Below are 24,523 nucleotides of genomic sequence, written 5' to 3'. Positions count from 1 at the left end.
TGTTGCGGTCGGAGGCGCGCCGAGAGAAGGGCCCCACCGGGCTCGTGGCACGATTGAAGACGATGTCTCCCACCACGTCTTCCACCACACCTCTGCCGCAGCGGACCGCCGCGTCCGCCCGCCGCGAGCTGCCCGAAGCCCCGTTCCTGGCCGCCGCGCGCGGCGGCCGCCCCGCGCGCACGCCGGTCTGGTTCATGCGTCAGGCCGGCCGATCGCTGCCCGAGTACCGCGCCCTGCGCGAGGGCGTGGCGATGCTCGACGCCTGCTTCGACCCCGAAATGCTCGCCGAGATCACGCTGCAGCCGGTCCGGCGGCACGAGGTCGACGCGGCCATCCTGTTCAGCGACATCGTCGTGCCGCTCAAGGCCGCCGGGGTCGACATCGACATCGTCCCGGGCACCGGCCCGGTGGTCGCGTCGCCGGTGCGGGACCTCGCCGCCGTCAAGGCGCTGCCCGAGCTGGTCCCCGACCAGGTGGGCCAGGTCGCCGACGGCGTCCGGCTGCTGGTCGAGCGGCTCGGCGGGACGCCGTTGATCGGCTTCGCCGGCGCGCCGTTCACGCTGGCCAGCTACCTCATCGAGGGCGGGCCGAGCCGCAACCACGAGCACACCAAGGCGCTGATGCACTCGTCGCCGGAGCTCTGGCACGAGCTGGCCGGGCGGCTGGCCGACATCGCGCTGACCTTCCTGCGCGCGCAGCTCGACGCCGGAGTCGACGCCGTCCAGCTGTTCGACTCCTGGGCCGGCGCGCTGTCCGAGCGGGACTACCGCGAGTTCGTCCTGCCGCACTCGGCGAAGGTCCTCGACGGGGTCGCCTCTTACGGCGTCCCGCGGATCCACTTCGGCGTCGGCACCGGCGAGCTGCTCGCCGCGATGCGCGACGCGGGCGCGGACGTCGTCGGCGTCGACTGGCGGATCCCGCTGGACGAGGCCGTCCGCCGGCTCGGGGGCAAGGCCGTGGTGCAGGGCAACCTGGACCCGGCGCTGCTGCACGCGTCCTGGCCGGTGCTCGAGGCCGAGGTCCGCCGCATCGTCGCCGAGGGGCGCGCGGCCGACGGCCACATCTTCAACCTGGGCCACGGTGTCCTCCCCGGCGTCGACCCCGAGGTGCTGACCCGGGTGGTCGGGCTGGTGCACGAGCTGTGAAGCGGGTCGCGGTCGTCGGGGCCGGCGTTTCCGGGCTGACCGCCGCGTACCGGCTGCGGCGGCTGCTGGGGGACGACGTCGAGATCGTCGTCTTCGAGAAGACCCGGACGCCGGGCGGCAAGCTGCGCACGGCCGAGCTGGCCGGCGTGCCCTACGACGTCGGCGCCGAGGCGTTCCTCGTCCGCCGTCCCGAGATGCTCGGGCTGGTCCGCGAGCTGGGCCTCGACGTCGTCCACCCGACCGGCGCCCGCGCGAAGATCCACGCCGGCGGGACCGTGACCGGGCTGCCGCCGGGCACCGTGATGGGCGTCCCGGCCTCCGCGGAGTCAGTCGCCGGAGTGCTGTCTGAGGCGGGCCGCCGGGCGGTCGAGGCCGAAGCGTCGCTGCCCGAGCTGCGGCTGCCGGGCGGGGACGTGCCGCTGGGGCCCCTGCTGCGCGAGCGCTTCGGCGACGAGCTGGTGGATCGCCTGGTCGACCCCCTGCTCGGCGGGGTCTACGCGGGCGGGGCCGACGGCCTCGGCCTGCGCGCGACCATGCCGGGCCTGGCCGCGGCGGTGGCCGCCGGCGCGGGCTCGCTGACCGCGGCGGCCGCGTCCCAGCTGCCCGCGTCACCGAGTACGGCGCCGGTGTTCGGCACGGTCCCCGGCGGGCTGGGCACGGTGATCGACCGGCTGACCGAGCGGTCCGGCGCCGACCTGCGGGCCGGGCTGCCGGTCTGCGACATCGAACGCCACGGCACCGGCCGCTGGCGGCTGCGGATCGGCGCGGCGCCGACCGCGCACGCGCCCGCGGAGAACACGGTCGACGCCGACGCGGTGGTCCTCGCGGTGCCCGCGCCCTCGGCCCGCCGCCTGCTCGCGGACCTGGTGCCCGCGGCGTCGGCGGCGTTCGGCGAGGTCGAGCTGGCGTCGATGGCGGTGGTCGCGCTGGCGCTGCCGCAGGGCACGGAGCTGCCCGCGGCGTCGGGGATCCTGATCGGCCAAGGCGAGCGTGACGCGTCGGGCGTGCCGTACGCGTCGAAGGCGTTCACCTTCTCTTCGCGCAAGTGGGCGCACTTCGGCACCGGCCCGGTGCTGGTCCGCGGCTCGGTCGGCCGGTTCGGCGAGCTGGGCGCGCTGAAGGCGGACGACGTCGAGCTGGTCCGCGTGGTCCGCGACGACCTCGCGCGGCTCACGGGCGTCACGGCGGAACCGGTCGAAACGCTGGTGACGCGCTGGGGTGGCGGGCTGCCGCAGTACGGCACCGGGCACCTGGAGCGGGTGGAGCGGATCGAGAAGGCGATCGCCGAGGTGCCGGGGCTGGCGGTCGCGGGCGCGACCCTGCACGGCGTCGGGCTCCCGGCCTGCGTGGCGACGGCCGAAGCGGCCGCTCTTCGGGTGGCGGCGCACCTTTCTGCGTGAGTGAGGCTTGTTCTGGTTAGCTCGGCGCAACGGACCGCAGCGATCCCACAAACAGTTACCTGGCGCCGGGCGACGGCTGAACAAGCCTCACCGCTGTCACCCTGACCCGTGGGGGCGGCCGGCTGGGCGCGGTGACAGGATGGACGTATGGCGCGGGTCAACTTCAACGAGCTCAACGACACCATCCGGTACACCACCTGGTCGGTCTTCCGGATCGAACCCGGCAGGCTGGGTGAGGACCGCGGGACCGCCGGTCGCGAGACCACCGAGTACCTCGACGGCCTCGAGGCCAAGGGCGTCGTCGTCCGCGGGGTGTACGACCTCTCCGCCCTGCGGGCCGACGCCGACTACATGATCTGGTGGCACGCCGAGGAGATCGAGCAGGTCCAGGCCGCCTACGCCGGATTCCGGCGGACGCCGCTCGGCTGCGCGTCGACGCCGGTCTGGAGCCAGACCGCGCTGCACCGGCCCGCCGAGTTCAACAAGAGCCACATCCCGGCGTTCCTGGCCGGGGAAGAGGCCCGCAAGTTCATCTGCGTCTACCCGTTCGTCCGCTCCTACGAGTGGTACCTGCTGCCGGAGAACGAGCGCCGCAAGATGCTCGCCGACCACGGCAAGGAGGCCCGCGACTACCCGGACGTGCGCGCCAACACCGTCGCGTCGTTCGCGCTGGGCGACTACGAGTGGATCCTCGCCTTCGAAGCCGACGAACTGCACCGGATCGTCGACCTGATGCGCCACCTGCGCGGCACCGAGGCGCGGCTGCACGTGCGCGAAGAGATCCCGTTCTACACCGGCACCCGCGTGCCGCCCGCCGAGCTCGTCGCGGCGCTGCCCTAGTGGCCGAGACCTCCGTGCGCGAGATCCTGGACGGCGTCTGGCGCACCCTCACCGGGGAGACGCCGGGACCGGCCGAGCTGACCGGCGCCGAAGACGTGCTGCCCGGGCCGTACCGGGTGGCGGCGGCCGCGACGGCTTCCGTCGCCGCGGCGACCCTGGCCGCCGGCGAACTGCTGAAGCTGCGCGAGATCGACCCCGGCGTCGTCACGGCGGACACCCGCCACGCGGCGGCGGCGTTCGCGAGCGAAGCCTTCTCGCGGGTCGAGGGCGCCGAGCCGGAGTCCGTGTGGGCGCCGCTGTCGGGCAACTACCGCACGACCGACGGCTGGGTCCGCCTGCACTGCAACTACCCGCGCCACGAAGCCGCCGTGTGCTGGGGCCTCGGCGTCCCGGGCAGCCGGGACGTCGTGACGAAGACGGTCGCCGGGCGCATCGCGCGCGAGGTGGAGCACGCCGTCGTCAGCGCCGGGGGAGCGGCCGCGGAGCTGCGTTCGCCGGAGGACTGGGCGGCGCACCCGCAGGGCGAGGCGGTGGCTTCACTGCCGCTCGTGCATCTGGAGCCGATCGACGAGGCCCCGAAGCGGACGTTGTTCTATTCGGACCGCCCGCTCGGCGGCGTCCGGGTGCTGGAGCTGACCCACGTACTGGCCGGCCCGGTGGCGGGGCGAGTCCTGGCCGCGCACGGCGCCGACGTCCTGCACGTCGGAGCCGCGCACCTGCCGCGCGTCGAGACGCTGGTGCGGGACACGGGACAGGGCAAGCGATCCACGTTCGTCGCGCTGGACACCGAAGGCGGCCGCGCGCGGCTCAAGAAGCTGATCAGCCGCGCCGACGTGCTCGTGCAGTCGTTCCGCCCGGGCGCGCTGGAGCGGATCGGCTTCGGTCCCGCGGAGCTGGCTTCCCTGCGGCCGGGCCTGGTGATCGCGGACCTGAGCGCTTACGGCTGGGAGGGTCCGTGGGCCCGTCGGCGTGGTTTCGACAGCCTGGTCCAGATGTCGAACGGCATCGCCTGGGGTGAGGAACCTTCACCGCTCCCGGTCCAGGCTCTGGACCACGGAACGGGCTGGCTGGCCGCGGCGGCGATCATGACGGCGGTACGCCGCCAGGTGACGGACGGCGGCACCTGGCGCGTCCGGCTGTCGCTCGCGGGCACCGGCCATTGGCTGGATTCGTTGGGCCGCAAGGACCCTGGTGCGTCCGAAGTGGACTTCGGCGACCTGCTGGAGGAGACGGACAGCGGCTACGGCCGCCTGACCCGGGTCCGGATGGCGGGAGGTTTGCCGGGTGCGGAGCCGCATTGGGACTTCGGGACCCGGCTGCCTGGTGTCGACAAGCCGACCTGGACGCCCTGACCTGACGGCGGAGCCCGCCGTCCCCGGGGGATGCCCCCGCAACCAGTCTACCGGCGGGGTACGACAAAAAGCCTGGTCCGGGCCGGGTTGTCCCCATCACGGCCGTGTTGTGGACAACCAGGGTTCCGAACCCCAATGCCCATGGGGGCGTTCGGGCTCAGCGGCGCCGAAGCCGGGAAAGCCAGCTCCGCTTGGGTTTCGGCAGGTGGCCCGCCTCGATCAGCCACTCCGTGAACGCGTCCGCGTAGGCGTGCGAATGCTCCGTGGCCGACTTCGGGCGCCCGGCCGCGAACTCCGCGAACAACGGCCCGTACCGCTCGCCCAAGGCCTCCGCCAGCTCCGGCCGCTGGTAAGCCAGTACCCGGCCGTGCTTCCGGCGCAGGACCTGAGCCTCCACCCGCAGCCGCGACCTGTCGAAGCCCGGCGGGGGCGGGCCGTCCGCCAGCAGCGCGTGCAGCAGTTCCGCCTGGCGCGCCGCCAGCTCCTCGCGGCTCACACCGTCACCGCCGCCCGGAGGGCGGCCAGCTCCGCCGCCAGTTCCGCGTCGCTCGGGTAGTCGTCGTCTCGTTCCAGCAGGACGCCCGGCGGGTCGGTTCGGCGGCGAAGTTCCGAAAGCAGCGAAAGAACTTCCGGTAGCACCGGGTGCGCGTGCGTGTCGTGGTAGACGCCGTCGCGCTCGATGCCGCCCGCCATGTGCACGTACGCCAGCCGCTCCCACGGGATGCCGTCGAGGAACGCCTCCGGGTCGGTGCCGATGTTGCGGGCGTTGGCGTAGAGGTTCGCGACGTCGATGATCAGCCGGCAGTCCGTCCGTTCGGTCAGCTCGGTAAGGAACTGTTCCTCGGTCAGTTCCGACGACGGCCACTCCAGCACCGCCGCGATGTTCTCCAGCGCGAACGGGACGTCCACAATGGACTGTGCCAGCCGCACGTTCGCGACCAGGACGTCCAAAGCCTCCCGGGTGCGGGGGAGCGGCATCAGGTGCCCGGAGTCGAGCCCGCCCGCGCGCACGAAGCAGACGTGGTCGCTGACCAGCGGCGCGTCCAGCGCCCGCGCGACCTCCGCGAGGTGCTGGACGCGCCCGGTGTCGAGGGGCTCGGCCCCGCCGAGCGACAGGGAAACGGCGTGCGGCAGCACCGGCATTCCCCGCTCCCGCAACGCCACCAGCGTCTCCGGCAGGTTGTCGTGGTGCAGGTTCTCGGCGACGACCTCGACCCAGTCGACCCCCGGCAGCCGGGCGATGGACAGGTCGAGCTCGTGCCGCCAGCCGATCCCGATGCCGAGCTCACCCACCGCAGCCCCCTCCGCCGCAACCGCCGCCCCCGCACGAAGAGCCGCTGCTGCACGACGAACCGCTGCTGCACGAGGAACTCGAGCAGGACGACCCGCCCGACGACCCGCCGCCGCCGAACGAGGCCGGCGGGGTCAGGGCCGCGCCCAGCTCCTCGTCCGGGTACATCGCCCAGCCGCCCAGCGCGACCGCGGCCACTGCGCCGCCGAGCAGGAAGCCCCCGGCCAGCGCGCCGGCCGGCACCGGACCCGACGCCGCCGAGCGCGCCTGGCCGAGCAGCCGCTGCCCCGCGGCCGACGGCTGCCGCGCCCCGGTCCTGGTCCGCCGCACCGCGGCCACGATCGTCAGCACGGCCGCGATCAGCACCAGCGGCACCAGGATCCCGACCGGACGCCCCAGCGAGATGCCGTTGACCAGCCGCGCCACGCCGAGCACCAGCACGGCCAGCTGCAGCACCAGCCCGAACGTGCGGGCCTGGCGCTTCGCGGCCGCGGACGTCAGCAGGCCCCGGCGGTCGAGACCGTCCTCCAGCGCCCGCATGGCCGCCGAGCCCCGCACCTGCGCGCGGATCGTCGCCGTCGTCTTCAGCTGCGCGACGTCGGCGACGGCCCGCTCCAGCGGCTCGACCGGCCGCGACCCGGCCTGGCTGATCTGCTTGTAGCTGTTGACGCGCAGCTGACCGCGTTCCACCAGCGCCGCGATCGCCGCGTCCACCGCCCGATCCGGGCCACCCGCCAGGAACGCGAGTTCGTAGACGGTCGGCGGCGGGCCCGGCTGGGCGTGGTCGGCGCGCGCCGCGCGGCTGCTCACGACGCCGGACACGATCAGCCGGACCAGCAGCGCCGCGCCGAGCAAAGCGATGTAGAGGACCACGAAATCGGGTCCGGAGATGCCCCACGGGTCGTCCATCGCCCGTCTCCCCTCAGTTGATGCCGGTTACCGTAGCTGTGAGACGCAGCAGGTCGCGTCGGCGTTTCAACCGCCGCAACCCCCGCCGCCACCGCCTCCGCAGGAGCTGCCACCGCCGCCCCCGCAGGAGCTGCCGCCCCCGCCGCACGAGCTGCCGCCGCCGCAGGAACTGCCACCGTAGTAGCCGACGGCCGCGCCGCCCCCGCCGCTCGCCCAGCGCGAGCGGCTCGCCCGGCGGGCGTGGGTCTCGGCGGCGGCGTGCCGGGACTGGCTGACGGCCGCGCGGATGTCGTTGTCCGGGTGGGCGGCGAGGCCACCGTTCGCGACGGCGCCGGTCGCGCCGGCCACCAGCGTGCCGGCCCGGCGGGCCGCTTCGACGGCTGCCCGTCCGGCGGCGGTGGCCTTCGCCTCGGGCGCGTTCGCGGCCCGCACGGTGCCGACGACGACCGCGACGACGTTCAGCACCAGCAGCCCGAGCAGGTAGCCGACGGCGTGGCCGGTGCTCGACCCGGCGATCAGCCGCGCGACGCCGAGCACGAACAGCACCCAGTACGCGATCGACGTGGTGACCCAGGTCAGCCGCAGTTTCCGGGTGTCGGCGAGCAGACCGCGGCCGACGAGCCCGGTCTCCATCTCGACCACCGAAGGGTGCTGGGAGACGACTGTGCGCACCCGGTCGGCCGAGCTGCCGGTCTTGCCGACGCGCTCGACGGCGAGGCGGCCGAGTTCGTCCGCCGGGCGGCCCTTGACGCGGTGCAGCCGGCCGGTGCCGTCCATCCGGACGAGCTGGTGCTCCAGCAGACCCGCGACGACGACTTCGCCGGCGCGGTCGGGCCCGCCGGTCAGCAGCGCGAGCTCCTCGACGCTCCGCGGTGACCCGCCCGCGTGGCCGCGCTGCAGGGCGCGGGTGCGCACCACCGCGTAGAGCAGGGGAACGAGCAGCAGGCCCAGGTAGAGGCCCGTGAACAGCGGTCCGGGAATGCCCCACGTGTCGGTCATGACTCCGCCCTCCCTCGTCCGTGTGCGGAGACTACGTTCGAGGAAGGGCGGAGGGTTGCCGGCTTAAGGAGGATTTAGGACTGCGGTCTCACTCCTGAGGCACCAGCTTGAGCGAGATCGAGTTGATGCAGTAGCGCTGGTCGGTCGGGGTCGCGTAGCCCTCGCCCTCGAAGACGTGCCCGAGGTGGCTGTGGCAGGAGCCGCAGAGCACCTCGATGCGCTTCATGCCCATGGTCCGGTCTTCGCGGAGGAGGACGGCGTCGGAGTCCGCCGGGTCGTAGAACGACGGCCAGCCGCAGTGGCTCTCGAACTTCGTGTCGCTGCGGAACAGCTCGGCACCACAGGCGCGGCATTCATAGACGCCGGTCGTCTTGGTGTCGGTGTACTCACCGGTGAACGGCCGTTCGGTGCCGGCCTGGCGGAGCACGGCGTACTCCTCCGGGCCCAGCTCCGCCCGCCATTCCTGCTCGGACTTCACTACGCGTGGGGTGGCGCCGACAACGGGTTTCATACCTTTCACCCGATCCAGACTACGCCGCGAGCCACGCCAGGGCGTGCACCACGATGTCCCATGCGGCGACTATCACGCCGAGGACGATGAGCACCACGATCAGGGCCGACACCCAGTAGCGCAGCCCGCCGAGGCGGTTGCTGGAGTCGGCGAAATCGGCGACGCCGTCGAGAGCGGCCTCGATGGTGTAGTTGGGACCGGATCGCTCGATCCGGTCGAGGTGCTCGGCGAACGCGCGCGCCTCCGGGTCAAACGGGTCCAGCCCGACCAGGTCCTCGTGGAAGCGAGGGTTCCCGCCCGGCGGCGAAGCTCCGCTCTCGGCCATAACACCACGGTAGGCCATCGGGCCCGCTCAGCCCACCAGTGACGCGTTAAGTCTCACTACCGGGCTCCCGAGCCACTGATCCTCGTGTCGGCGTCGATCAGGATCTGGCCGCCGACGTTGACCAGCCGGTAGCCGGGGCGCCCGCCCGCGACGTTGACGTTCATGACGAGCGAGCCGTCGGCCTCGTTGCCGCCCGAGTCGGCGCGCGCGGTGTTGACCAGGCCGAGGTTCTTCTTGTTTTGCGCCCAGTAGTCCTGGTACTTCTGCTCGTCGCCGTAAACCGCCTGAGCGGCCGGGGTGAGCTGGTTCCAGTGGCTCGCCGGGTCGCCGAAGTAGTTGATGATCAGGTTGCCGGCCGAACCGTAGTTCGTGATCCGGCTCTCGGTCTTGGTCTGGCCCAGCGGGGCGGACGCGTTCGAGTTGCTGCTCGGGGCACCGGTGCTCTTCGGCGCGGTGCCGGGTGCGCTGCTCGCGGCGCCCGGCGACTGCGCGATCTCGTTGCCGCCCGTGTTGCCGCCGCCGGAGTTCACCATCACGAAGATGATCACCGCGACCACGATCACCGCGGCGCCCGCGCCGGCGAAGATCGCGTACTTGCGCTTGTTGTCCGGCTTGGCCGTGTCCGACGAGTACTGGGGCGCCCGGGCCGACGGCGGCGAAGCCGCGGGCATCGGCCTGGGCGGGGTGTTCGGCGGCGCGGCCGGGGACCGCATCGGCATGAACGCGGCGGTCGGGCGCGGCGGGTTGGCCGGGGCCTTGGCCGCCGGCAGCGGCGTGCCGACCGGCGGCGACGACGGCGCCTTCTGGTCGCTCCGCTGCCACGGCGGGCGGTCGCCACTGTCGGCGGGGGGAGTGGCGGGCTTGCGGCCGCCGCCACCCGAGAGCAGCGGCGGTGACGCCGACATGCCGCCGGGCTCGGTCCGGGCCAGCGCGGCCAGCCGCTCGCGGGCCTCGGCCATGGACGGCCGCTCGCCCGGTTCGCTGCGCAGCAGGCTCATCAGCAGCGCGGTGGCCCCGCCCGCCTGCACCGGCGGGTTGATCTGGCCGTTCGCCGCCGCGTAGAGCAGCGCGAGCTGGTTGGTCGTGTTGCCGTACGGCGTGGTGCCCTCGATGGCCTGGTAGAGCGTCGCGCCGAGGGCGAAGACGTCGGAGCTGGGCACCGGGTCGGCGCCGCGCGCCAGCTCGGGCGCGAGGTAGGCGGGCGTGCCGCCGATCAGGCCGGTCGCCGTCAGCGTCATGTCGCCGGCCGCGCGCGAGATGCCGAAGTCGGTGATCTTCGCGGTGCCGGTCTCGTCGATGAGGATGTTGCCGGGCTTGACGTCGCGGTGGACGATCCCGGCGCGGTGCGCGGCGACCAGTGCGGAGGCCACCTGCTCGCCGATCCGGGCGATCCGGCCGAGGGGCAGCGTGCCCTCCTCGGAGAGGATCGTGGAGAGGCTCGGCCCGTTCAGGTACTCCATCACCAGGCACGGGTCGCCGTTGTGCTCGGCGATGTCGAACACCACGATCGCGTTCGGGTGCTGGAACCGGGCGGCGTTCTTCGCCTCGCGCATCGCGCGCTGGCGCATGTTGTCGCGCTCGGTCTCGGAGACGCCCGGCTGGGGCAGGATCTGCTTGATCGCCACGGTGCGCTCGAGGCGCACGTCGGTCGCGCGCCACACGACTCCCATGGCACCGCTTCCGATGTGCTCGACGAGGCGGTAGTGCCCCGCGATCAGCTGACCGGTGTCGATGGCGACTGCTCCTGACGAAATTCCCGGTGATGGTGGCCCTGCTCAGCGCGTTTCCGGTTCGCGCACCCGATCGAGTGTAGCGGTCGGCCGTGTGCTGTTCGCGTCAGCCAGCCGGACCGGCGGGCTCCGGTTCGGGTACCGGTGTCACCGGCGCCCGCTTCCGGAACACCCTGACCAGCCCGATCGCGCCGACCAGCGCGAAGACGCCGTAACAGGCGAGCAGCGCGGGCGGCGTGTCGCCGGTCAAGGCGTCCCCGAGCACGACCACCGCGACGGTGCCGGGCACGCTGCCCAGCAGCGTACCCGCCAGATACGGGGTCAGCCGTACGGACGACACCCCGCAGAGGTAACTGAAGGGCGCGAAAGGTACTACGGGTATGAGCCGCAGCGACGTGATGGCCAGAACGCCCCCGTCGGAGAGCCGATCGTTGACCGCCCGCACCGACGAGCGGTGCAGGTGCCGCGTGACGAGGTCCCGCCCCAGCAGCCGGGCCAGCCCGAACGACAGCCCGGCCGCGATGGTGGTGGCGACCAGGCCGATCGCGATGCCGGCTGTGGTGCCCACCAGCAGCCCGGCCGCCAGGTTGAACACGGTGCGCGGGATCGGCACCACGGTGAGCAGCGAGTAGGCGACGAGCAGCATGACCGGGGTGGCGGGCCCGGTGGCCGCGGCCCAGGCGCGCAGATCGGCGGGCCCGGGGATCGGCAACAGCACCGCGGCCGCCACGAACAGGGCAAGCACGGCGAGCGCGACGATCAGTTTGGTGCGGCCGGACACTCGCTCAACGGTACCGGGCTGGGCGGTGGAGCTTCGCGGCGCGTGCCGGGCTTCGGGTTGGCGCTCCGCGGGGTTGCGGGGGTCTTCGCCGCGCTTTGGTCGGGGTGTCGTGTTTGGCGGACGAGGTGAGGGCCGCGGTTCGGGCCGTGACCTCCTGTGGTGGCCGGGGTCTTGACGGCGATGGGCTGGGTTTGGCCGGGATGCGCCGGAGGCGAGCCGGCTGGCTTCGCCTCGGGCGGGTTTGCTGCAGGGTGTGCCGCAGCTCGGCTGGCTGTGGTCGTTCGCCCGGATGTCTTTGCCTTGGGCCCGCCTCGCGCGGTTGCCGTGTGGCTTGGCCCGGCTGTGGCCATCCGCCGGATGGCCATGCCTCGGCCGGTGCCTCGCACGATCGCCGGGGGTCTGGCGGCACGCGCCGTGCCTTGGCCGCCGGCGTCGATCCCCCGGAGGTAGCGGGTGGCTCGGCCCGCGGCGTCGTGTGCCTTGTCCGTCGCGGATGTCCGCGAACCTGCGGTCGACGCCCGCAAATCGGCGGCCGGGGCACTTTCGCGGGGGCCGGGCGCCGCGATCACCGCTAGCGTGGCCGCATGCCCAAGCACGGTGACCCGGTGACCTACGAGGTGGGCGGGCGCAGCGTCCGCGTCTCCAGCCCGGACAAGGTGTACTTCCCGCAGCGTGGCATCACCAAGCGCCAGGTCGTCGAGTACTACCTGGCCGTCGGCGAGCCGCTGCTGCGCGCGATCGGCGAACGGCCGACCACCCTCAAGCGCTACGTCGACGGGGTCGAGGGGGAGTGGTTCTACGCCAAGCGCCTGCCGAAGGGCGCGCCGGAGTGGGTGGAGACCGCCGAGATCACCTTCCCGTCGGGGCGCAAGGCCGCCGAGGTGTGCCCGACCGAGGTCGGCGTGTTCGCGTGGGCGGCCAACCTCGGCACGTTCGACTTCCACCCGTGGCCGGTGCGCCGCCCGGACGTCGACCACCCGGACGAGCTGCGGATCGACGTCGACCCGCCGGACCGGGCCGGGTTCGCCGACGCCGTCGAGGTCGCGCAGGTCGTGCGCGAGGTGCTGGAGTCCGCCGGGCTGACCGGCTACCCGAAGACCTCGGGCGGGCGGGGAGTGCACGTACTGGTCCGGATCCGGCCGGAGTGGGACTTCGTCCAGGTGCGGCACGCGGTGATCGCGCTGGGCCGCGAGGTCGAGCGCCGGATCCCGGACAAGGCGACGATCGCCTGGTGGAAGGAGGAGCGCGGCGGCCGCGTCTTCCTCGACTACAACCAGGCGGCCCGCGACCGCACGGTCGCGTCCAGCTGGTCGGTCCGCGGCACCCCGCGCGCGACCGTCTCCACGCCCCTGACCTGGGACCTCCTGTCCGAGGTCGACGCGGACGACTTCGACGTCCTGACCGTCCCGGACTTCCTGGCCGAGCACGGCGACCTCCACGCCCGCATGGACGACAAGGCGTTCGGCCTGGAGACGGCGCTGGAGTGGTACGACCGCGACGAGCGCGACCACGGCCTCGGCGACATGCCCTATCCGCCGGACTACCCGAAGATGCCGGGGGAGCCGAAGCGGGTCCAGCCGAGCAAGGCCCGCCCGGAGCCGGAGGCCTGACTTCGGGAGTGGGCCAGACCACGGAGGTGCCGTGGATCACCCGTGACCGGGAAAAGTCGTCAAAGGCTTTATCGTTCCCGGCCCACGGAAAACGCGGAGTGATCATCCAAGCGCGTGCTGTCGCCTTTCGGGTCACAAATGTTGCACAGCCGAGTTCGGCGTCACGATCATGGTCGCCGACGGCGTAACGTGCGGTCCCGAATCGACGACTCCCCGGGACAATGCCGGGGGCGGGTTCGACGAGTGGGAGGTCCTTCGTGGACGACCTGATCGCATTCCTCGCCGCACGCGTGGGTGCGCGGCAGGCGCTGATCATGCAGGCCGTCAACAAGGCCAAGGCCGGCGAGTCGATGAACCGCGGGGAGACGAAGGTCGCCGTGGAGCAGCGGATCCGCGGGCTGGTCGACCTCGAGCTCGACGTGGTCAACCAGATGATCAACGAAATCGAGGCGACGCGGCGGATCCTGCTCGCCCACCGCACCACGGTGTCCGAGAAGGTCCCCGGGTTTCCGCTCTACGGCAGCGAATACTGGTGTGAGACCTGCCACGTGCCCGCCGACGAGGCCGGCTCGAACTGGTGCCTCACGCTGCGCCTGCTGGCCCTGCCCTACGCCGACCATTCGGACTACAGCGAGCGCTGGCGCCCCTGACGGGAATCCCGGCGCGCGCCGGGCGTTGCACCCGGGGTGAGGCTCTCCGTGCTCGACCGTTCGCCCGTGCGGCGCGGCAGCACCCCGGCGCGGGCGCTGCGGGACACCGTCGCGTTCGCCGTCGGTGTCGAAGCGCTGGGCTACCACCGGTTCTGGGTGTCCGAGCACCACGGCGTGCCCGGCGTCGCCGGGTCCGCGCCCACCGTGCTGGCCGCGGCCGTCGCCGGGGCGACGTCGACCATCCGCGTCGGCACCGGCGGCGTGATGCTGCCGAACCACCGGCCGCTGGTCGTCGCCGAGCAGTTCGGCGTGCTGGAGGCGCTGCACCCGGGCCGGATCGACATGGGGCTGGGCCGCTCGGTCGGCTTCACCGGCGGGGTCCGCGAGGCGCTCGGGCACGGCAAGGAAGCCGCCGACGGCTTCGGCGCGCAGGTGCGGGAGCTGCTCGGGTTCTTCACCGGCGACCACGGTTACCCCGGCGTCCACGCTTACCCGGCCGAAGGGCTGCGCGTACCGCCGTTCCTGCTGGCCACCGGCTCCGGCGCGGACCTCGCCGCTGAGCTCGGGCTGCCGCTGGTGATCGCGCCGGTGCGCGGCGAGCAGGCGCTCGAGGAGGCCGTGACGCGCTACCGCGACGGGTTCCGGCCGTCCGAATGGGCGGGGGAGCCGTACGTCGTGGTCTCGACGGCCATCGCCGTCGCGGAGTCGGCGGCCGAGGCCCGGCGCCTGCTCGTCTCGGAGGCCTGGGCGACGGTCCATTCCCGCTCCCACGGCGTCTTCCCGCCCCTGTCCCCGCCCGCCGAGGTCCTGGCGCTGCCGATGACCGAGCGCGAGCGCAGGCGCCTCGAGGACACCCTGGACGGCCAGATCTCCGGCACGCCGGCCGAAGTCGGCGACCGGCTCGGCGCACTGGTCGAGACCACGGGCGCCGACGAGGTCCTCGCGACGACGGCGGCTTACGACCGGTCCGCGCGCTCGGATTCGTTCGCCGCTCTCGCCGAGTTGGCGAATCTTCGCGTTCCCGCCTGAATTCCGGTGACCTGTCGACGAATTCGCCGGACATCAGGTCGGTGAATCAATATCCGGGTGCCGACATAATGCGTCGGACTATTACCCCTGGTGTGGCGCGGTGATTCGGCGGTACCGTTGCCTCATGACTGCCGGGTCGGCCATGAGCCGTGAGCAGACGGGTTACCCGGCCACGTCCTGACCTCCGGGCGGGCGCGTGGCCCGCCTCCCGCACGTCTTCCGTCCATCGGAACGTGCGCGGGAAGGAGGTGAAATCGCATGTCCCGTACCGAAGAGAGCCTGTCCGGCTTCGCCGAGGGCGACGTGCTCGACGGCGTGGTCGTGAAGGTGCTGCCGTTCGGCGCGTTCGTCGAGGTCGCGCCCGGGCTGCACGGCCTGCTGGTGACCGACGGCCCGCCGGGGCTCGGCACCCGGCTGCCGGTCCGCGTCGAGCGGATCGACGCCGGCCGCCGCCGGTTCAGCCTGGTGAGGGCCTAGCCGCAGACGGACCGGGCAGGGCGCCCTGCCCGGTCCGCGCGGCGATCACCCGAGCACGAACGGCAGGCGGGCCGCGAGGTCGCCCAGCGCCGCCGTCTCGGCCTCCGTCGGGGCGCGGCGGCCGGTGCCGACCAGCAGGACGTCGGTGTCGGTGAACGATGCGGGGAACGCCGCCCCGGCGATCTTCTCCAGCATCTCGCGCGTGTGGGCCAGGCCCGGCGGCCGAACCTCGCCCGGGAGGTCCAGGTGGTGCAGCGTCCACTCCAGAACGTACGCGGACAGGTAGTCGCCCGCGGTGAGGACCTTCAGCAGCGCCGGATCCTCGTACGCGGCGGCGAGCCGGACGATCAGCGCGTCCAGGGGGTCGTCGCCGGTCGGCGGGGTTTCCGCGACCTTCCAGTAGGTGATCGCGTCGGCGGTGGGCTCCGCCTCGGACGGCGTGACGAGGGTGATCAGCACGTCCTGCGCGTCGATGACCAGGTGGCACACCAGGTCACGCACCAGCCAGCCCCGGCAGCCCGACGGTTTCGCGAAGTCCTCGTCCGGCAGGGCGGCGACCGTCTTACGCAACGCCGTCCACGAACGCGAGAAGAGATCCACGGCGGCCAAGGTAGCGATTCACAGCCGCAGCTGCAGCTGGGTGAGGATCCGCTGGGCCGGGTCGCCGAAGTCCACTTCGGACACTTCGGCGGCGCGCCGGACGCGGTACCGCACGGTGTTGGGGTGGATGTTCAGGGCCGACGCGGCCGCGCGGACGTCGCCGAACGCGTCGAGCCAGGCCAGCACCGCGGGCACGAGGATGCCGCCGTGCTCGGCGTCGTGCTCCACCAGCGACGTCAGCCGCGGGTCGCGGATCCGCGGCTGGTCGCCGAGGTAGGCCAGCACCTCCGACAGCAGCACCTCGGCGCGGACGTCGGCCAGCGACGCGACGTCGGACGGCCAGTGCCCACGCGCCATCGTGGCCAGGACGCGGTCGGCGTCCCCGCGCGAGGCGACCGCGTCGGACAGCCGCGGCACGACGCCGCCGAGCGCGGCCCGGACCGGGACGTCCAGGTGCCGGCGGGCCGCGCCGGCGATCTCGCGGGCCAGCGCCAGCACCGCGGCGTCCGAGTGCTCGGGCAGGTCCGGCAGCAGCGCGTAGACGCGGCCGCCGATCACGCTCACCAGCGCGCTGCGCCGGTAGGCGGCGGTGTGCACGGCGATCAGGTGCACCAGCTCGGCGCGCCGCAGCTGCCGGTTGTCCGATCGCGCCAAGGTGAACGCCAGCACCTGGGCCGGCCGCGCCGGGTCGGCGCCGATGTCGTCGGCGACCGACTCGGCGTCCAGCTTGCCTTCCAGGAGGCTCGCGAGGAGGTCCTCGCGCAGCCGCAGCTCGGGGCTGGGCAGGGTGCGGGCGCGGATCAGCTGCGGGGCGAGTGCGCGGCTCGCGCCGAGCAGCGCCAGCTCGGCCTGCTCGGTGAGCGGCTGGGCGCCCTCCTGGACCCAGATCGTGCCGAGCGGCTGCGTGCCGGCGTGGATGCCCGCCGCGATGCGCCGCCGGATGCCGAGCTCGGGGCGCTCGTCGATCCGCACGATCCCCTCACCGGCGCGTAGCCGCTGGTAGACGCCCCATTCGCGCAGCAGCGCGAGGTAGCGTTCCGGGCCTTCGCGACCCAGGATCGACAGCCGCCGCAGCTCGTCCACCTCGTCGCCGGCGCGGGAGTAGGCGAGCACGCGGCTGGCCGTGTCCTCGATGCTGACCAGCCCGCCGGTGAGCGTCGCAATCGTCTGCGCCAGCGCGAACAGGTCGCCGAGCACCTCGCCGCCGGCCGCCTCGCCGCCCGCCCGGGCGGCCTCGACGACGCCACGGGCGAGTGACTCCACTTGCTCCCAGCGCGCTTCGGCGCCGACGGTGAGCAGGGCGACGCCGGCGTCCGCGGCGACCTCGGCACCACCGCCGCCCTTGACCGCCACGGCCGCCGCCCCGCCGCGCCCGGCCGCGCGGATCGCGGGCGCCGCGGCCCGTCCGCGCGCGCCGATGACCAGCACCAGGTCGCCGGGGCTCGCTTCGAGGGGGTCTTCGGGGTCGAGGATGACGACGTCCGAGACCGGCACGCCCAGGCCGTGCGGCGCCACGACGACCTCGACCAGCGGTTCGCCGAGAGTGGCGAGCACGTGCCGCAGCGACGTTGGCCGTTCGGACAAGCTCATAGAGGTGATTTTAGCTGTTCGGACAAACCCAGAACACGTGTCCGGGGTTACCGTTCGGGGCATCAGGACTTAGCGCAGCGCTGCAGAGGAGCCGCCGTGGACGCCGTGACCCAGACCCCCGCCCCGAAGAACGAGCCGGTGCTGACGTACGCGCCGGGCAGCGCTGAGCGCGCGGAACTCGAGGGTGCGCTCAAGCGGCTGGGCCAGGCGGAACCCGTCGACCTCACGGTCACCGTCGGGGGCGAGCAGCGCCCCGGCGGCGGCGAGAAGATCGAGGTCGTCCAGCCGCACAACCACCGCCACGTGCTGGGCACCATCCACAGCGCGGCCCAGCAGGACGCGACCGACGCCATCGCCGCCGCCGCGAAGGTCGCGCCGGAGTGGCGCGGGCTGTCCTACGACGACCGGGCCGCGATCCTGCTGCGCGCGGCCGACCTGCTGACCGGCCCGTGGCGCGCCACGCTCAACGCCGCCACCATGCTCGGCCAGTCCAAGACCGCGACCCAGGCCGAGATCGACGCCGCCTGCGAGCTCGCCGACTTCTGGCGCTTCAACGTCGAGTTCGGCCGCCGCGTGCTGACCGAGCAGCCGATCAGCTCGCCGGGTGTGTGGAACCGCCTGGAGCACCGGCCGCTGGAAGGCTTCGTCTACGCGATCACGCCGTTCAACTTCACCGCGATCGCCGGCAACCTGCCGACCGCGCCCGCGCTGATGGGCAACACGGTGCTGTGGAAGCCGTCGCCGACGCAGTCGTTCGCCGCGCACCTGACCATGCGGCTGCTCGAAGAGGCCGGCCTGCCGGCGGGTGTCATCAACCTGCTGCCGGGTGACGGCAAGGCCGTCTCCGAGGTCGCGCTGACCCACCGCGACCTGGCCGGCGTCCACTTCACCGGCTCGACCGCGACGTTCCAGCACCTGTGGGGCACGATCGGCGCCAACATCGCCGGGTACCGCGGCTACCCGCGTCTGGTCGGCGAGACCGGCGGCAAGGACTTCGTGCTCGCGCACCCGTCGGCCGACGTCGACGTCCTGCGCACCGCGCTCGTCCGCGGCGCCTTCGAGTACCAGGGCCAGAAGTGCTCCGCGGCTTCGCGGGCGTACATCCCGCGCAGCGTCTGGAACCAGGTGAAAGACGGTCTCGTCTCCGAGACCGAGGCCCTCTCCTACGGCGACGTCACCGACCTGTCGCACTTCGGCGGCGCGGTAATCGACCGGCGCGCGTTCACCAAGCACGCGGAGCTGTTCGGCCGCGTGAAGGACGACGCCTCGGTGGAGATCCTCACCGGCGGCACGGCCGACGACACCGACGGCTTCTTCGTCCAGCCGACGATCCTCGTCTCGGACAACCCGAAGCACGAGATCTTCTCGACCGAGTACTTCGGCCCGATCCTGTCGGTGCACGTCTACGAAGACGGCGACTTCGACGCGGTGCTCAAGCTCGTGGACGAGACGGCCGCGTACGCGCTGACCGGCGCGATCATCGCCAACGACCGCACGGCCGTGGCGAAGGCGTCGGAGGCGCTGCGGTTCGCCGCCGGCAACTTCTACGTCAACGACAAGCCGACCGGTGCCGTCGTCGGCCAGCAGCCCTTCGGCGGCGCGCGGGCCTCGGGCACCAACGACAAGGCCGGCTCGATCTTCAACCTGCAGCGCTGGACGAGCCCCCGCTCCATCAAGGAGACGTTCGTCCCGCCGACCAGCGTCCGCTACCCCCACCAGGGCTGAGGAGGGTTCCGTCATGCTGCGTGCCCCGTTGCTCGCCGCCGCCCGCTCGAAGGGCATCCGGCGGCTCGTCGAAGCGGTGCCCGCCACGCGATCCGTGGTGCGCCGCTTCGTGGCCGGGTCCGAGACCGCCGACGCCGTCCGCGTGGCCAGGGAACTGGCGGCGGACGGCCGGCGGATCACCCTCGACCACCTGGGCGAGGACACTACCGACGCCGCGCAGGCGGCGGCGACGGTCGCGGCCTACGAAGCCGTGCTGTCGGCCCTGGCGTCCGAAGGTCTCGCCGAGGGTGCCGACGTCTCGGTGAAGCTGTCGGCCGTCGGGCAGTTCCTGCCGTCGAACGGCGAGGACGTCGCGCTGGAGAACGCCCGGAAGATCTGTGCCGCGGCGGACGCGGTCGGGGCGACCGTGACGCTCGACATGGAGGACCACACCACCACGGACTCGACGCTCGGCATCCTGCGCGAGCTGCGCGGCGAGTACCCGTGGGTGGGCGCGGTGCTGCAGGCGTACCTGCGGCGCACCGAGCAGGACTGCCGTGAGCTGTCGGGCCCGGGTTCGCGGGTGCGGCTGTGCAAGGGCGCCTACGCCGAGCCGGAGTCGGCCGCCTTCCAGGACAAGGCCGACGTCGACAAGTCGTACGTCCGGTGCCTGCGCGTCCTGATGGCCGGGCAGGGCTACCCGATGGTCGCCTCGCACGACCCGCGGATGATCGAGATCGCCGCCGCGCTGGCGATCGAGAACACCCGGTCGTCGGACGACCACGAGTTCCAGATGCTCTACGGCATCCGCCCGGAGGAGCAGGCGCGGATCGCGGCTTCGGGCTCGCGCATGCGCGTCTACGTGCCCTACGGCGACGAGTGGTACGGCTACTTCATGCGCCGTCTCGCGGAACGCCCGGCCAACCTGGGCTTCTTCCTGCGCGGCCTGGCCACCCGGTCCTGAAAAGCCGTGAAGGCCTCCTTACCGGCCATAAGAGCCGGTAAGGAGGCCTTCACGGCTTTCGGCGTTACGCCTGCTCGGAAGCCTCGGCTTCGGCCGCTTCGGCCTTGCGCTTGAGGTCGGCCATGTCGACGTCACGCGCCTGCTTGATCAGCGCTTCCAGCGCCGGCTCGGGGAGCGCGCCGGGCTGGGCGTAGATCAGGGTCTTGTCGCGGATGATCGCCAGCGTCGGGATCGAACGGACGTCGAAGGCGGCCGCGAGCTGCTGCTGCGCCTCCGTGTCGACGCTCGCGAACACGATGTCCTCGTGCTTCTCCGACGCCTTCTCGTACACCGGCGCGAACTGACGGCACGGGCCGCACCAGCTCGCCCAGAAGTCGATGAGGACGAACTCGTGGTCATTGAGGGTCTGGTCGAAGTTCTCGGCGGTCAGCTCAACGGTGCTCATGACCTGGTCAACGACGTGGGCGCGGCGGGAATTCCCGGGCGCGCGGTAGCGTCTGCTACCGAACGAACCAATGCACGAGGAGGACACGATGGCCGACAGCGAGATCCTGGGCCGGATCGACGAACTGATCGCGGAGGAGCACGAGCTCCGGTCGCGCTCGGTGGGCGTGGGCCTGACCGGCACCGACAAGGACCGCCTCACGACGGTCGAGCAGGCCCTGGACCAGTGCTGGGACCTCCTCCGCCAGCGGCGCGCGAAAAGCGAGTTCCACGAGAACCCGGAGGACGCCCAGGCCCGCCCGGTCTCCGAAGTCGAGTCCTACCGCCAGTGACGCTCGTGAGTGAGAAACAGTGTTAGGACACTGTTTCTCACTCACGAGCGGTCAGGCGGGGCAGAGGGTGCCGTCGGCGGGGATCTTGCCGTCGACGAGGAAGCCGCTGGCCGCGTCGGTGACGCAGGGGGACGTGCCGATCGCGCCGTGGCCGGCGCCCTGCCAGGTCAGCGTCACCGCGGACGGCATCTGGTCGGCCGCGCGGGTGGTGCCGACCTGCGGGGTGACCGGGTCGGCCGCGGTGGCCGTGACCAGGATCGGCGGCGCGCCCGGGGCGCCCGCCGGGGGCAGCGGCTCGGTCCGCACCGGCCACGGCCCGCACCAGGCCAGCTGCTGGGCCACGACCGCGCCGAACTCCGGGTACTTGGCCCGCATGCCGGCGGCGACCTGGTCCAGCTGGTCGGCCGAGAGCCGGGTCTGGCTGTCGTTGCAGTGCGTCGCGATGGTGCTGTCCAGCCGGGACGGCTGGGCCCGCGAATCGTGCAGCGCCGGCGCGGCGAACGTGGCGAGCGGCGCGATGTTCCCGCCCTTCGCCGCCACGATCGCGTCGGCCAGCTCCGCCCAGCGCGAGCGCTGCGCCAGACCGGTGTAGACGGCGAACATCGCGATGCCCGGGCCGAACGCGGTCCCGTCGTCGTTCGGCGGCGGGGTGCGGCGCAGCTGGTCGGTCAGGGTCGCGAGGGCCGCCTTCGGATCACCGAGCGAGCACGCCCGGGCCGCGCAGTCGGCCGCGAAGGCGTCCAAAGTGGACTGGGCGCCGGCGGCGACGGCGTCGAGCACCGCGGCCGAGTCGGGACCGGGATCGGGGACGCCGTCGAGCACCATCCGGCCGACCTGGCCGGGGAAGCGCACGGCGTAGTCCGCCAGCACCTTCGAGCCGTCGCCCCGGCCGAGCGCGTTGAGCCGCTCCATGCCCAGCTGCTGGCGCAGCTGGTCGAGGTCGCCCGCGGCGCGCCAGCTGTCCAGCGCCGTCTGGGTGTCGTCCAGCTCGATGGCGCACTGCTGGCCGGCCTTGCGCGCGGCGTCCAGGACGTCCGCGAGGCCGCCCTGGGCCGGGTCGGCGTCGATCAGGTCGTGCCGGATCTCGGCCGGCACGCACTGCGCGGCCCCCGACATCCCGGTGCCGCGCCGGTCCAGGCCGATCAGTGAGAACTTCCGCAGGAACGCCGGCGGCAGCGTGGCGGCGAGGCGGGCGGCCTGGATCGTGCCCGGTTCGCCCGCGACGTCGTTGACCACGACCAGCGGCACCGGCCCGTCGCCGACCTTGAGCGCCAGCAGCCGCAGGATCGAGCGGCGGGTTTCGTTCGGCGCGTCGACCGGCGCCGGCACGCGGGCGCAGGTGAAGTGCAGGGTGTCCGGGACCGGCGGGGTGCCGATCCGCTGGCGGGTGTCGTCGTCGCAGTCGGACCACTTCAGCGACGACGACTGCGGCTCGCCCAGCGGCGGCAGCGGCACCGACGGCGTGGCGCTGGGCGCGGTCGACTTCGCCGGGCCGTCGTTCTCCACCAGCGCCGGGCGCACCGACGGCCCCGCGGCGCAGCCCGCGGCCGAGGCCAGGGCGAGCAGCGCGACCAGGAGACGGGAACGGCGGCGGCGCACGGGCGAAGTCCTCACGTAGATCAAGGCGGTGTTCATCGAAAGAATGGCACCTTCGAGCTTTCCACGTCCGGTGTGGGACGCGGGTTAGCGGGTGCGCACCACCTGGCCGCGGAACACGGCGTCGAGGTCGTAGCGGGCCGGTTCGTCGAGCTGGCCGTAGTCGCAGGACGCGGGATCGCGGTCGGGGCGCCACCGCACGAACCGCGCGTTGTGCCGGAACCGCGACGGCATGCCGCCCTCGGTGTTCTCGTAGGCGACCTCGACGACCCGCTCGGGTCGCAGCGGCACCCATGCGTGCTCGGTGGCGCGCCAGCGGGTGATCCCGCCGGGGATCCGCTGCGCGACCCCGGTGGCCCGGCCGCCCCACGGGTGGTCCTCGCCGTCGGTGATCAGCGGCGCCAGCTCTTCGGCCAGCTCGCGGCGCCGTTCCTTCGGGAAGGACCCGACGGTGCCGACGTGGTGCAGCACACCCGCCTCGTCGTGCAGGCCGAGCAGGAACGAGCCGACCAGGTCGCCGGGGCCGCCGTCGACGTGCCAGCGCAGCCCGGCCAGCACGCAGTCGGCGGTGCGCACGTGCTTGTACTTGAACAGCACCCGCTTGCCCGGGGTGTAGGGCTCGTCCAGGGGCTTGCCGATGACGCCGTCGAGGCCGGCGCCCTCGAACAGCTCGAACCAGTGCCGCGCCGTTTCCGGGTCGGTGGTCGCCGGGGTGAGCGAGATGCGGCCGTCGGCCAGCTTCTCCAGGCGTTCGCGGCGGGCCGACGTCGGTTCGTCGAGGAACGACTCGTCGCCGAGGGCGAGCAGGTCGAACGCGACGAACTCGGCGGGCTGCTCGGCCGACAGCAGCGTGATGCGGCTTTCGGCGGGGTGAATCCGCTCGGTGAGGGCGTCGAAGTCGAGCCGCCCGTCCCGCGCGACGACCAGCTCGCCGTCGAGCACGACCTTCGGCGGCAGGATCTCGAGCAGCCGCGCGACCGCCTCCGGGAAGTACCGGTTGAGCGGCTTCTCCGCGCGCGACTGCAGGTACAGCTCGTCGCCGTCGCGGAACACGATGCAGCGGAAGCCGTCCCACTTGGGCTCGAACAGCAGCCCGCCGGAGTCCGGGATGGCCTTGGCGGGCTTGGCGAGCATCGGCTTCAGCGGCGGCTGCAGCGGTAGGGGCATGTCGGCATTCTGCGGAACAACGCCGCTCAGCGCACGCGTTTGGCCTGGCTCGTGTCGAGCTCCAGCCGCACCGCCGCGGGCAGGACGTCCACGCCGAGCGACTCGCGCGCCCTGGTCAGCACGCGGAGGTCGAGGTCCTCCCAGACGCCCTTGAGGTCGGTGCCCTCGTGCAGGAACAGGGTGATGCGCAAGGCGGGAGAAGTCCGCGAGCCGACCGCGCGGACCCGGGCGCGGCTGACGCCGTCGAGCTGCTCGGCGTCGGCCTGGACCGCCCCCGCGATCGCGCCGGCGGTGACCACCAGCTCGGCACCCTCGGTGGTGTCGAGGTCCAGGTCGGGCCGGGGTTCCGGGCGCACCGACCGCAGCGCCCAGCGCAGGCCCAGCACGAACAGGAGCACGCCGAGCACGATCGCGGCGATCCGGGCGGGAGTGGCGTGCCCGCCGAGCCAGTCGACGGCCATCGGGTCGAGCAGCGGGCGGCGGCCGCGGAACTCGCCGAGCCAGCCGGCCCCGACGACCAGCGCCAGGGCCCCGCCGAGCAGGGCCAGCAGCCCGACGAGGAAGGTCAGCACGCGTTCGCCCGCGTACGACCGGGAAAGCGCCTTGGTGGCGGCTGACTTGCTCATCGGCGGTCCTTGGGCGAGTCGACGACGACGCTGACCTTCGGCCGCCGCGCCAGCGGGACGTCGTCGAGCAGCGTGGCCACGGTCTCCAGCAGGCGCGGCCGCAGCTCACCCTCGGTCTCGAGCCTGCTGGTCGCGCGCACCCGGACCCGCCGGGCACTGGCGGTGACCGTCGCGCCCGCGACGTTGTCCTGGGCCCGCACGACGAGCCCGACCAGCCGGGCCAGCGACCGTGGCGACGTCGAGACGCTCACGCCGTCGGCCGGGTCGGTCAGCCGGACCGCGCGGCTCCGGGCCGCCAGCGCGCACAGCAGCAGCACCAGGCCCGCGACGGCCAGCACGACGGCGGCGACGCGCACGGTGTAGGCGTCCCAGCCCAGGGACGCGAGATCAGCCTGCCAGCGCGGCCACGGCACCAGCAGCGGCCCGGAGCCCGGGCGCCACCAGTGCCAGC

At 73.1% G+C, this 24,523-nt stretch carries 26 protein-coding genes; 11 read left to right on the top strand and 15 right to left on the bottom strand.

Annotated features, from left to right (window positions below; all coding sequences use genetic code 11):
• The first annotated feature begins 62 nt into the window (after window positions 1–62).
• The 4 genes from hemE to ACGFMK_RS31560 all read left to right on the top strand — a co-directional run bounded on the left by hemE (window position 63) and on the right by ACGFMK_RS31560 (window position 4,737).
• Entirely contained in the window at window positions 63–1,145 is a 1,083-nt protein-coding gene (hemE, locus tag ACGFMK_RS31575) for a uroporphyrinogen decarboxylase (RefSeq protein ID WP_392770894.1), read from the top strand.
• On the top strand, window positions 1,142–2,545 hold the full coding sequence (gene hemG, locus ACGFMK_RS31570) for a protoporphyrinogen oxidase (protein ID WP_392770892.1): 1,404 nt from the start codon (window positions 1,142–1,144) through the stop codon (window positions 2,543–2,545). Before hemE ends, hemG begins: the two co-directional genes overlap by 4 nt.
• 147 nt (window positions 2,546–2,692) lie before the next feature.
• On the top strand, window positions 2,693–3,385 hold the full coding sequence (gene hemQ / locus ACGFMK_RS31565; protein ID WP_392770889.1) for a hydrogen peroxide-dependent heme synthase: 693 nt from the start codon (window positions 2,693–2,695) through the stop codon (window positions 3,383–3,385).
• On the top strand, window positions 3,385–4,737 hold the full coding sequence (locus ACGFMK_RS31560; protein ID WP_392770886.1) for a CoA transferase: 1,353 nt from the start codon (window positions 3,385–3,387) through the stop codon (window positions 4,735–4,737). The genes hemQ and ACGFMK_RS31560 overlap by 1 nt, the downstream gene beginning before the upstream one ends.
• Window positions 4,738–4,894: 157 nt before the next feature.
• Here the strand turns inward: ACGFMK_RS31560 and ACGFMK_RS31555 are convergent, their stop codons facing one another.
• The 8 genes from ACGFMK_RS31555 to ACGFMK_RS31520 all read right to left on the bottom strand — a co-directional run bounded on the left by ACGFMK_RS31555 (window position 4,895) and on the right by ACGFMK_RS31520 (window position 11,283).
• Window positions 4,895–5,233, bottom strand: a complete 339-nt coding sequence (locus ACGFMK_RS31555; RefSeq protein ID WP_392770882.1) for a hypothetical protein — start codon at window positions 5,231–5,233, stop codon at window positions 4,895–4,897.
• A complete protein-coding gene (locus ACGFMK_RS31550) occupies window positions 5,230–6,030 on the bottom strand; it encodes a DUF692 domain-containing protein (protein ID WP_392770879.1) in 801 nt (266 codons plus the stop codon). The genes ACGFMK_RS31555 and ACGFMK_RS31550 overlap by 4 nt, the downstream gene beginning before the upstream one ends.
• Window positions 6,023–6,937 carry a TIGR04222 domain-containing membrane protein gene (locus tag ACGFMK_RS31545; protein WP_392770876.1) on the bottom strand — a complete coding sequence of 305 codons (915 nt, stop codon included), beginning with the start codon at window positions 6,935–6,937 and terminating at the stop codon, window positions 6,023–6,025. The genes ACGFMK_RS31550 and ACGFMK_RS31545 overlap by 8 nt, the downstream gene beginning before the upstream one ends.
• 66 nt (window positions 6,938–7,003) lie before the next feature.
• Complete coding sequence (locus tag ACGFMK_RS31540) at window positions 7,004–7,936, bottom strand: TIGR04222 domain-containing membrane protein (protein WP_392770873.1); 933 nt, start codon at window positions 7,934–7,936, stop codon at window positions 7,004–7,006.
• 88 nt (window positions 7,937–8,024) lie between these two features.
• Entirely contained in the window at window positions 8,025–8,447 is a 423-nt protein-coding gene (gene msrB, locus ACGFMK_RS31535) for a peptide-methionine (R)-S-oxide reductase MsrB (RefSeq protein WP_392770870.1), read from the bottom strand.
• 19 nt (window positions 8,448–8,466) lie between these two features.
• Window positions 8,467–8,772 carry a hypothetical protein gene (locus ACGFMK_RS31530; protein WP_328458657.1) on the bottom strand — a complete coding sequence of 102 codons (306 nt, stop codon included), beginning with the start codon at window positions 8,770–8,772 and terminating at the stop codon, window positions 8,467–8,469.
• Window positions 8,773–8,828: 56 nt separating this feature from the next.
• Window positions 8,829–10,490 (bottom strand): serine/threonine-protein kinase, encoded by a 1,662-nt coding sequence (locus tag ACGFMK_RS31525; RefSeq protein ID WP_392771006.1) that lies wholly within the window; start codon window positions 10,488–10,490, stop codon window positions 8,829–8,831.
• Window positions 10,491–10,608: 118 nt separating this feature from the next.
• Window positions 10,609–11,283 carry a TVP38/TMEM64 family protein gene (locus ACGFMK_RS31520; protein WP_392770867.1) on the bottom strand — a complete coding sequence of 225 codons (675 nt, stop codon included), beginning with the start codon at window positions 11,281–11,283 and terminating at the stop codon, window positions 10,609–10,611.
• Window positions 11,284–11,867: 584 nt separating this feature from the next.
• Here ACGFMK_RS31520 and ligD point away from each other — a divergent pair.
• The 4 genes from ligD (at window position 11,868) to ACGFMK_RS31500 (ending at window position 15,049) form a co-directional block, all read left to right on the top strand.
• Window positions 11,868–12,893, top strand: a complete 1,026-nt coding sequence (gene ligD / locus ACGFMK_RS31515) for a non-homologous end-joining DNA ligase (protein ID WP_392770864.1) — start codon at window positions 11,868–11,870, stop codon at window positions 12,891–12,893.
• Window positions 12,894–13,150: 257 nt separating this feature from the next.
• Complete coding sequence (locus tag ACGFMK_RS31510; RefSeq protein ID WP_392770861.1) at window positions 13,151–13,543, top strand: DUF6221 family protein; 393 nt, start codon at window positions 13,151–13,153, stop codon at window positions 13,541–13,543.
• A 48-nt stretch (window positions 13,544–13,591) separates the two neighbouring features.
• Window positions 13,592–14,572, top strand: a complete 981-nt coding sequence (locus ACGFMK_RS31505; RefSeq protein WP_392770858.1) for an LLM class flavin-dependent oxidoreductase — start codon at window positions 13,592–13,594, stop codon at window positions 14,570–14,572.
• A 258-nt stretch (window positions 14,573–14,830) separates the two neighbouring features.
• Window positions 14,831–15,049, top strand: a complete 219-nt coding sequence (locus ACGFMK_RS31500; protein ID WP_392770856.1) for a S1 RNA-binding domain-containing protein — start codon at window positions 14,831–14,833, stop codon at window positions 15,047–15,049.
• A 45-nt stretch (window positions 15,050–15,094) separates the two neighbouring features.
• Here the strand turns inward: ACGFMK_RS31500 and ACGFMK_RS31495 are convergent, their stop codons facing one another.
• Together ACGFMK_RS31495 and ACGFMK_RS31490 are read right to left on the bottom strand one after the other, a co-directional pair.
• Window positions 15,095–15,649 carry a maleylpyruvate isomerase N-terminal domain-containing protein gene (locus tag ACGFMK_RS31495; RefSeq protein ID WP_392770853.1) on the bottom strand — a complete coding sequence of 185 codons (555 nt, stop codon included), beginning with the start codon at window positions 15,647–15,649 and terminating at the stop codon, window positions 15,095–15,097.
• Window positions 15,650–15,667: 18 nt separating this feature from the next.
• Complete coding sequence (locus ACGFMK_RS31490; protein WP_392770850.1) at window positions 15,668–17,239, bottom strand: PucR family transcriptional regulator; 1,572 nt, start codon at window positions 17,237–17,239, stop codon at window positions 15,668–15,670.
• A 96-nt stretch (window positions 17,240–17,335) separates the two neighbouring features.
• Between ACGFMK_RS31490 and pruA the strand changes: the two genes are divergently transcribed.
• Window positions 17,336–18,964, top strand: coding sequence for an L-glutamate gamma-semialdehyde dehydrogenase (gene pruA, locus ACGFMK_RS31485; RefSeq protein WP_392770848.1), 1,629 nt, complete (start codon window positions 17,336–17,338; stop codon window positions 18,962–18,964).
• Between the two features lie 13 nt (window positions 18,965–18,977).
• Window positions 18,978–19,907, top strand: coding sequence for a proline dehydrogenase family protein (locus ACGFMK_RS31480; protein WP_392770846.1), 930 nt, complete (start codon window positions 18,978–18,980; stop codon window positions 19,905–19,907).
• Window positions 19,908–19,971: 64 nt separating this feature from the next.
• Here ACGFMK_RS31480 and ACGFMK_RS31475 read toward each other — a convergent pair whose 3' ends face one another.
• Window positions 19,972–20,352: a thioredoxin family protein gene (locus ACGFMK_RS31475; protein ID WP_392770844.1), complete on the bottom strand. Its 381-nt coding sequence runs from the start codon at window positions 20,350–20,352 to the stop codon at window positions 19,972–19,974.
• 88 nt (window positions 20,353–20,440) lie between these two features.
• Here ACGFMK_RS31475 and ACGFMK_RS31470 point away from each other — a divergent pair, with 88 nt between their 5' ends.
• The gene (locus tag ACGFMK_RS31470; protein ID WP_392770841.1) at window positions 20,441–20,683 is read left to right on the top strand and encodes a DUF2630 family protein; all 243 of its coding nucleotides are present in this window, start codon (window positions 20,441–20,443) and stop codon (window positions 20,681–20,683) included.
• Between the two features lie 51 nt (window positions 20,684–20,734).
• On the opposite strand, the gene ACGFMK_RS31465 is transcribed toward ACGFMK_RS31470, so the two are convergent.
• From ACGFMK_RS31465 to ACGFMK_RS31450, 4 genes are all read right to left on the bottom strand, one after another.
• Complete coding sequence (locus tag ACGFMK_RS31465; RefSeq protein ID WP_392770838.1) at window positions 20,735–22,318, bottom strand: alpha/beta hydrolase; 1,584 nt, start codon at window positions 22,316–22,318, stop codon at window positions 20,735–20,737.
• Window positions 22,319–22,366: 48 nt separating this feature from the next.
• On the bottom strand, window positions 22,367–23,446 hold the full coding sequence (locus ACGFMK_RS31460; protein WP_392770835.1) for an ATP-dependent DNA ligase: 1,080 nt from the start codon (window positions 23,444–23,446) through the stop codon (window positions 22,367–22,369).
• A gap of 26 nt (window positions 23,447–23,472) precedes the next feature.
• Window positions 23,473–24,072, bottom strand: a complete 600-nt coding sequence (gene amaP, locus ACGFMK_RS31455; RefSeq protein ID WP_392770832.1) for an alkaline shock response membrane anchor protein AmaP — start codon at window positions 24,070–24,072, stop codon at window positions 23,473–23,475.
• A partial coding sequence (locus ACGFMK_RS31450; protein ID WP_392770830.1) for a DUF6286 domain-containing protein occupies window positions 24,069–24,523 on the bottom strand: 455 nt, incomplete at its 5' end. The genes amaP and ACGFMK_RS31450, both read right to left, overlap by 4 nt.

The organism is Amycolatopsis sp. NPDC049252, from assembly GCF_043197175.1.
GTDB lineage: Bacteria > Actinomycetota > Actinomycetes > Mycobacteriales > Pseudonocardiaceae > Amycolatopsis.
Note: the sequence above shows the minus strand (reverse complement) of the source record. Positions and strands in the feature narration are given on the sequence as shown.

Coding starts and splice junctions, on each gene's coding strand:
- hemE (WP_392770894.1), top strand. CDS start 63: ATGTCTCCCACCACGTCTTCCACCACACCTCTGCCGCAGCGGACCGCC.
- hemQ (WP_392770889.1), top strand. CDS start 2,693: ATGGCGCGGGTCAACTTCAACGAGCTCAACGACACCATCCGGTACACC.
- ACGFMK_RS31545 (WP_392770876.1), bottom strand. CDS start 6,937: ATGGACGACCCGTGGGGCATCTCCGGACCCGATTTCGTGGTCCTCTAC.
- ACGFMK_RS31540 (WP_392770873.1), bottom strand. CDS start 7,936: ATGACCGACACGTGGGGCATTCCCGGACCGCTGTTCACGGGCCTCTAC.
- msrB (WP_392770870.1), bottom strand. CDS start 8,447: ATGAAACCCGTTGTCGGCGCCACCCCACGCGTAGTGAAGTCCGAGCAG.
- ACGFMK_RS31530 (WP_328458657.1), bottom strand. CDS start 8,772: ATGGCCGAGAGCGGAGCTTCGCCGCCGGGCGGGAACCCTCGCTTCCAC.
- ligD (WP_392770864.1), top strand. CDS start 11,868: ATGCCCAAGCACGGTGACCCGGTGACCTACGAGGTGGGCGGGCGCAGC.
- ACGFMK_RS31500 (WP_392770856.1), top strand. CDS start 14,831: ATGTCCCGTACCGAAGAGAGCCTGTCCGGCTTCGCCGAGGGCGACGTG.
- ACGFMK_RS31490 (WP_392770850.1), bottom strand. CDS start 17,239: ATGAGCTTGTCCGAACGGCCAACGTCGCTGCGGCACGTGCTCGCCACT.
- ACGFMK_RS31480 (WP_392770846.1), top strand. CDS start 18,978: ATGCTGCGTGCCCCGTTGCTCGCCGCCGCCCGCTCGAAGGGCATCCGG.
- ACGFMK_RS31475 (WP_392770844.1), bottom strand. CDS start 20,352: ATGAGCACCGTTGAGCTGACCGCCGAGAACTTCGACCAGACCCTCAAT.
- ACGFMK_RS31470 (WP_392770841.1), top strand. CDS start 20,441: ATGGCCGACAGCGAGATCCTGGGCCGGATCGACGAACTGATCGCGGAG.
- ACGFMK_RS31465 (WP_392770838.1), bottom strand. CDS start 22,318: ATGAACACCGCCTTGATCTACGTGAGGACTTCGCCCGTGCGCCGCCGC.
- ACGFMK_RS31460 (WP_392770835.1), bottom strand. CDS start 23,446: ATGCCCCTACCGCTGCAGCCGCCGCTGAAGCCGATGCTCGCCAAGCCC.
- amaP (WP_392770832.1), bottom strand. CDS start 24,072: ATGAGCAAGTCAGCCGCCACCAAGGCGCTTTCCCGGTCGTACGCGGGC.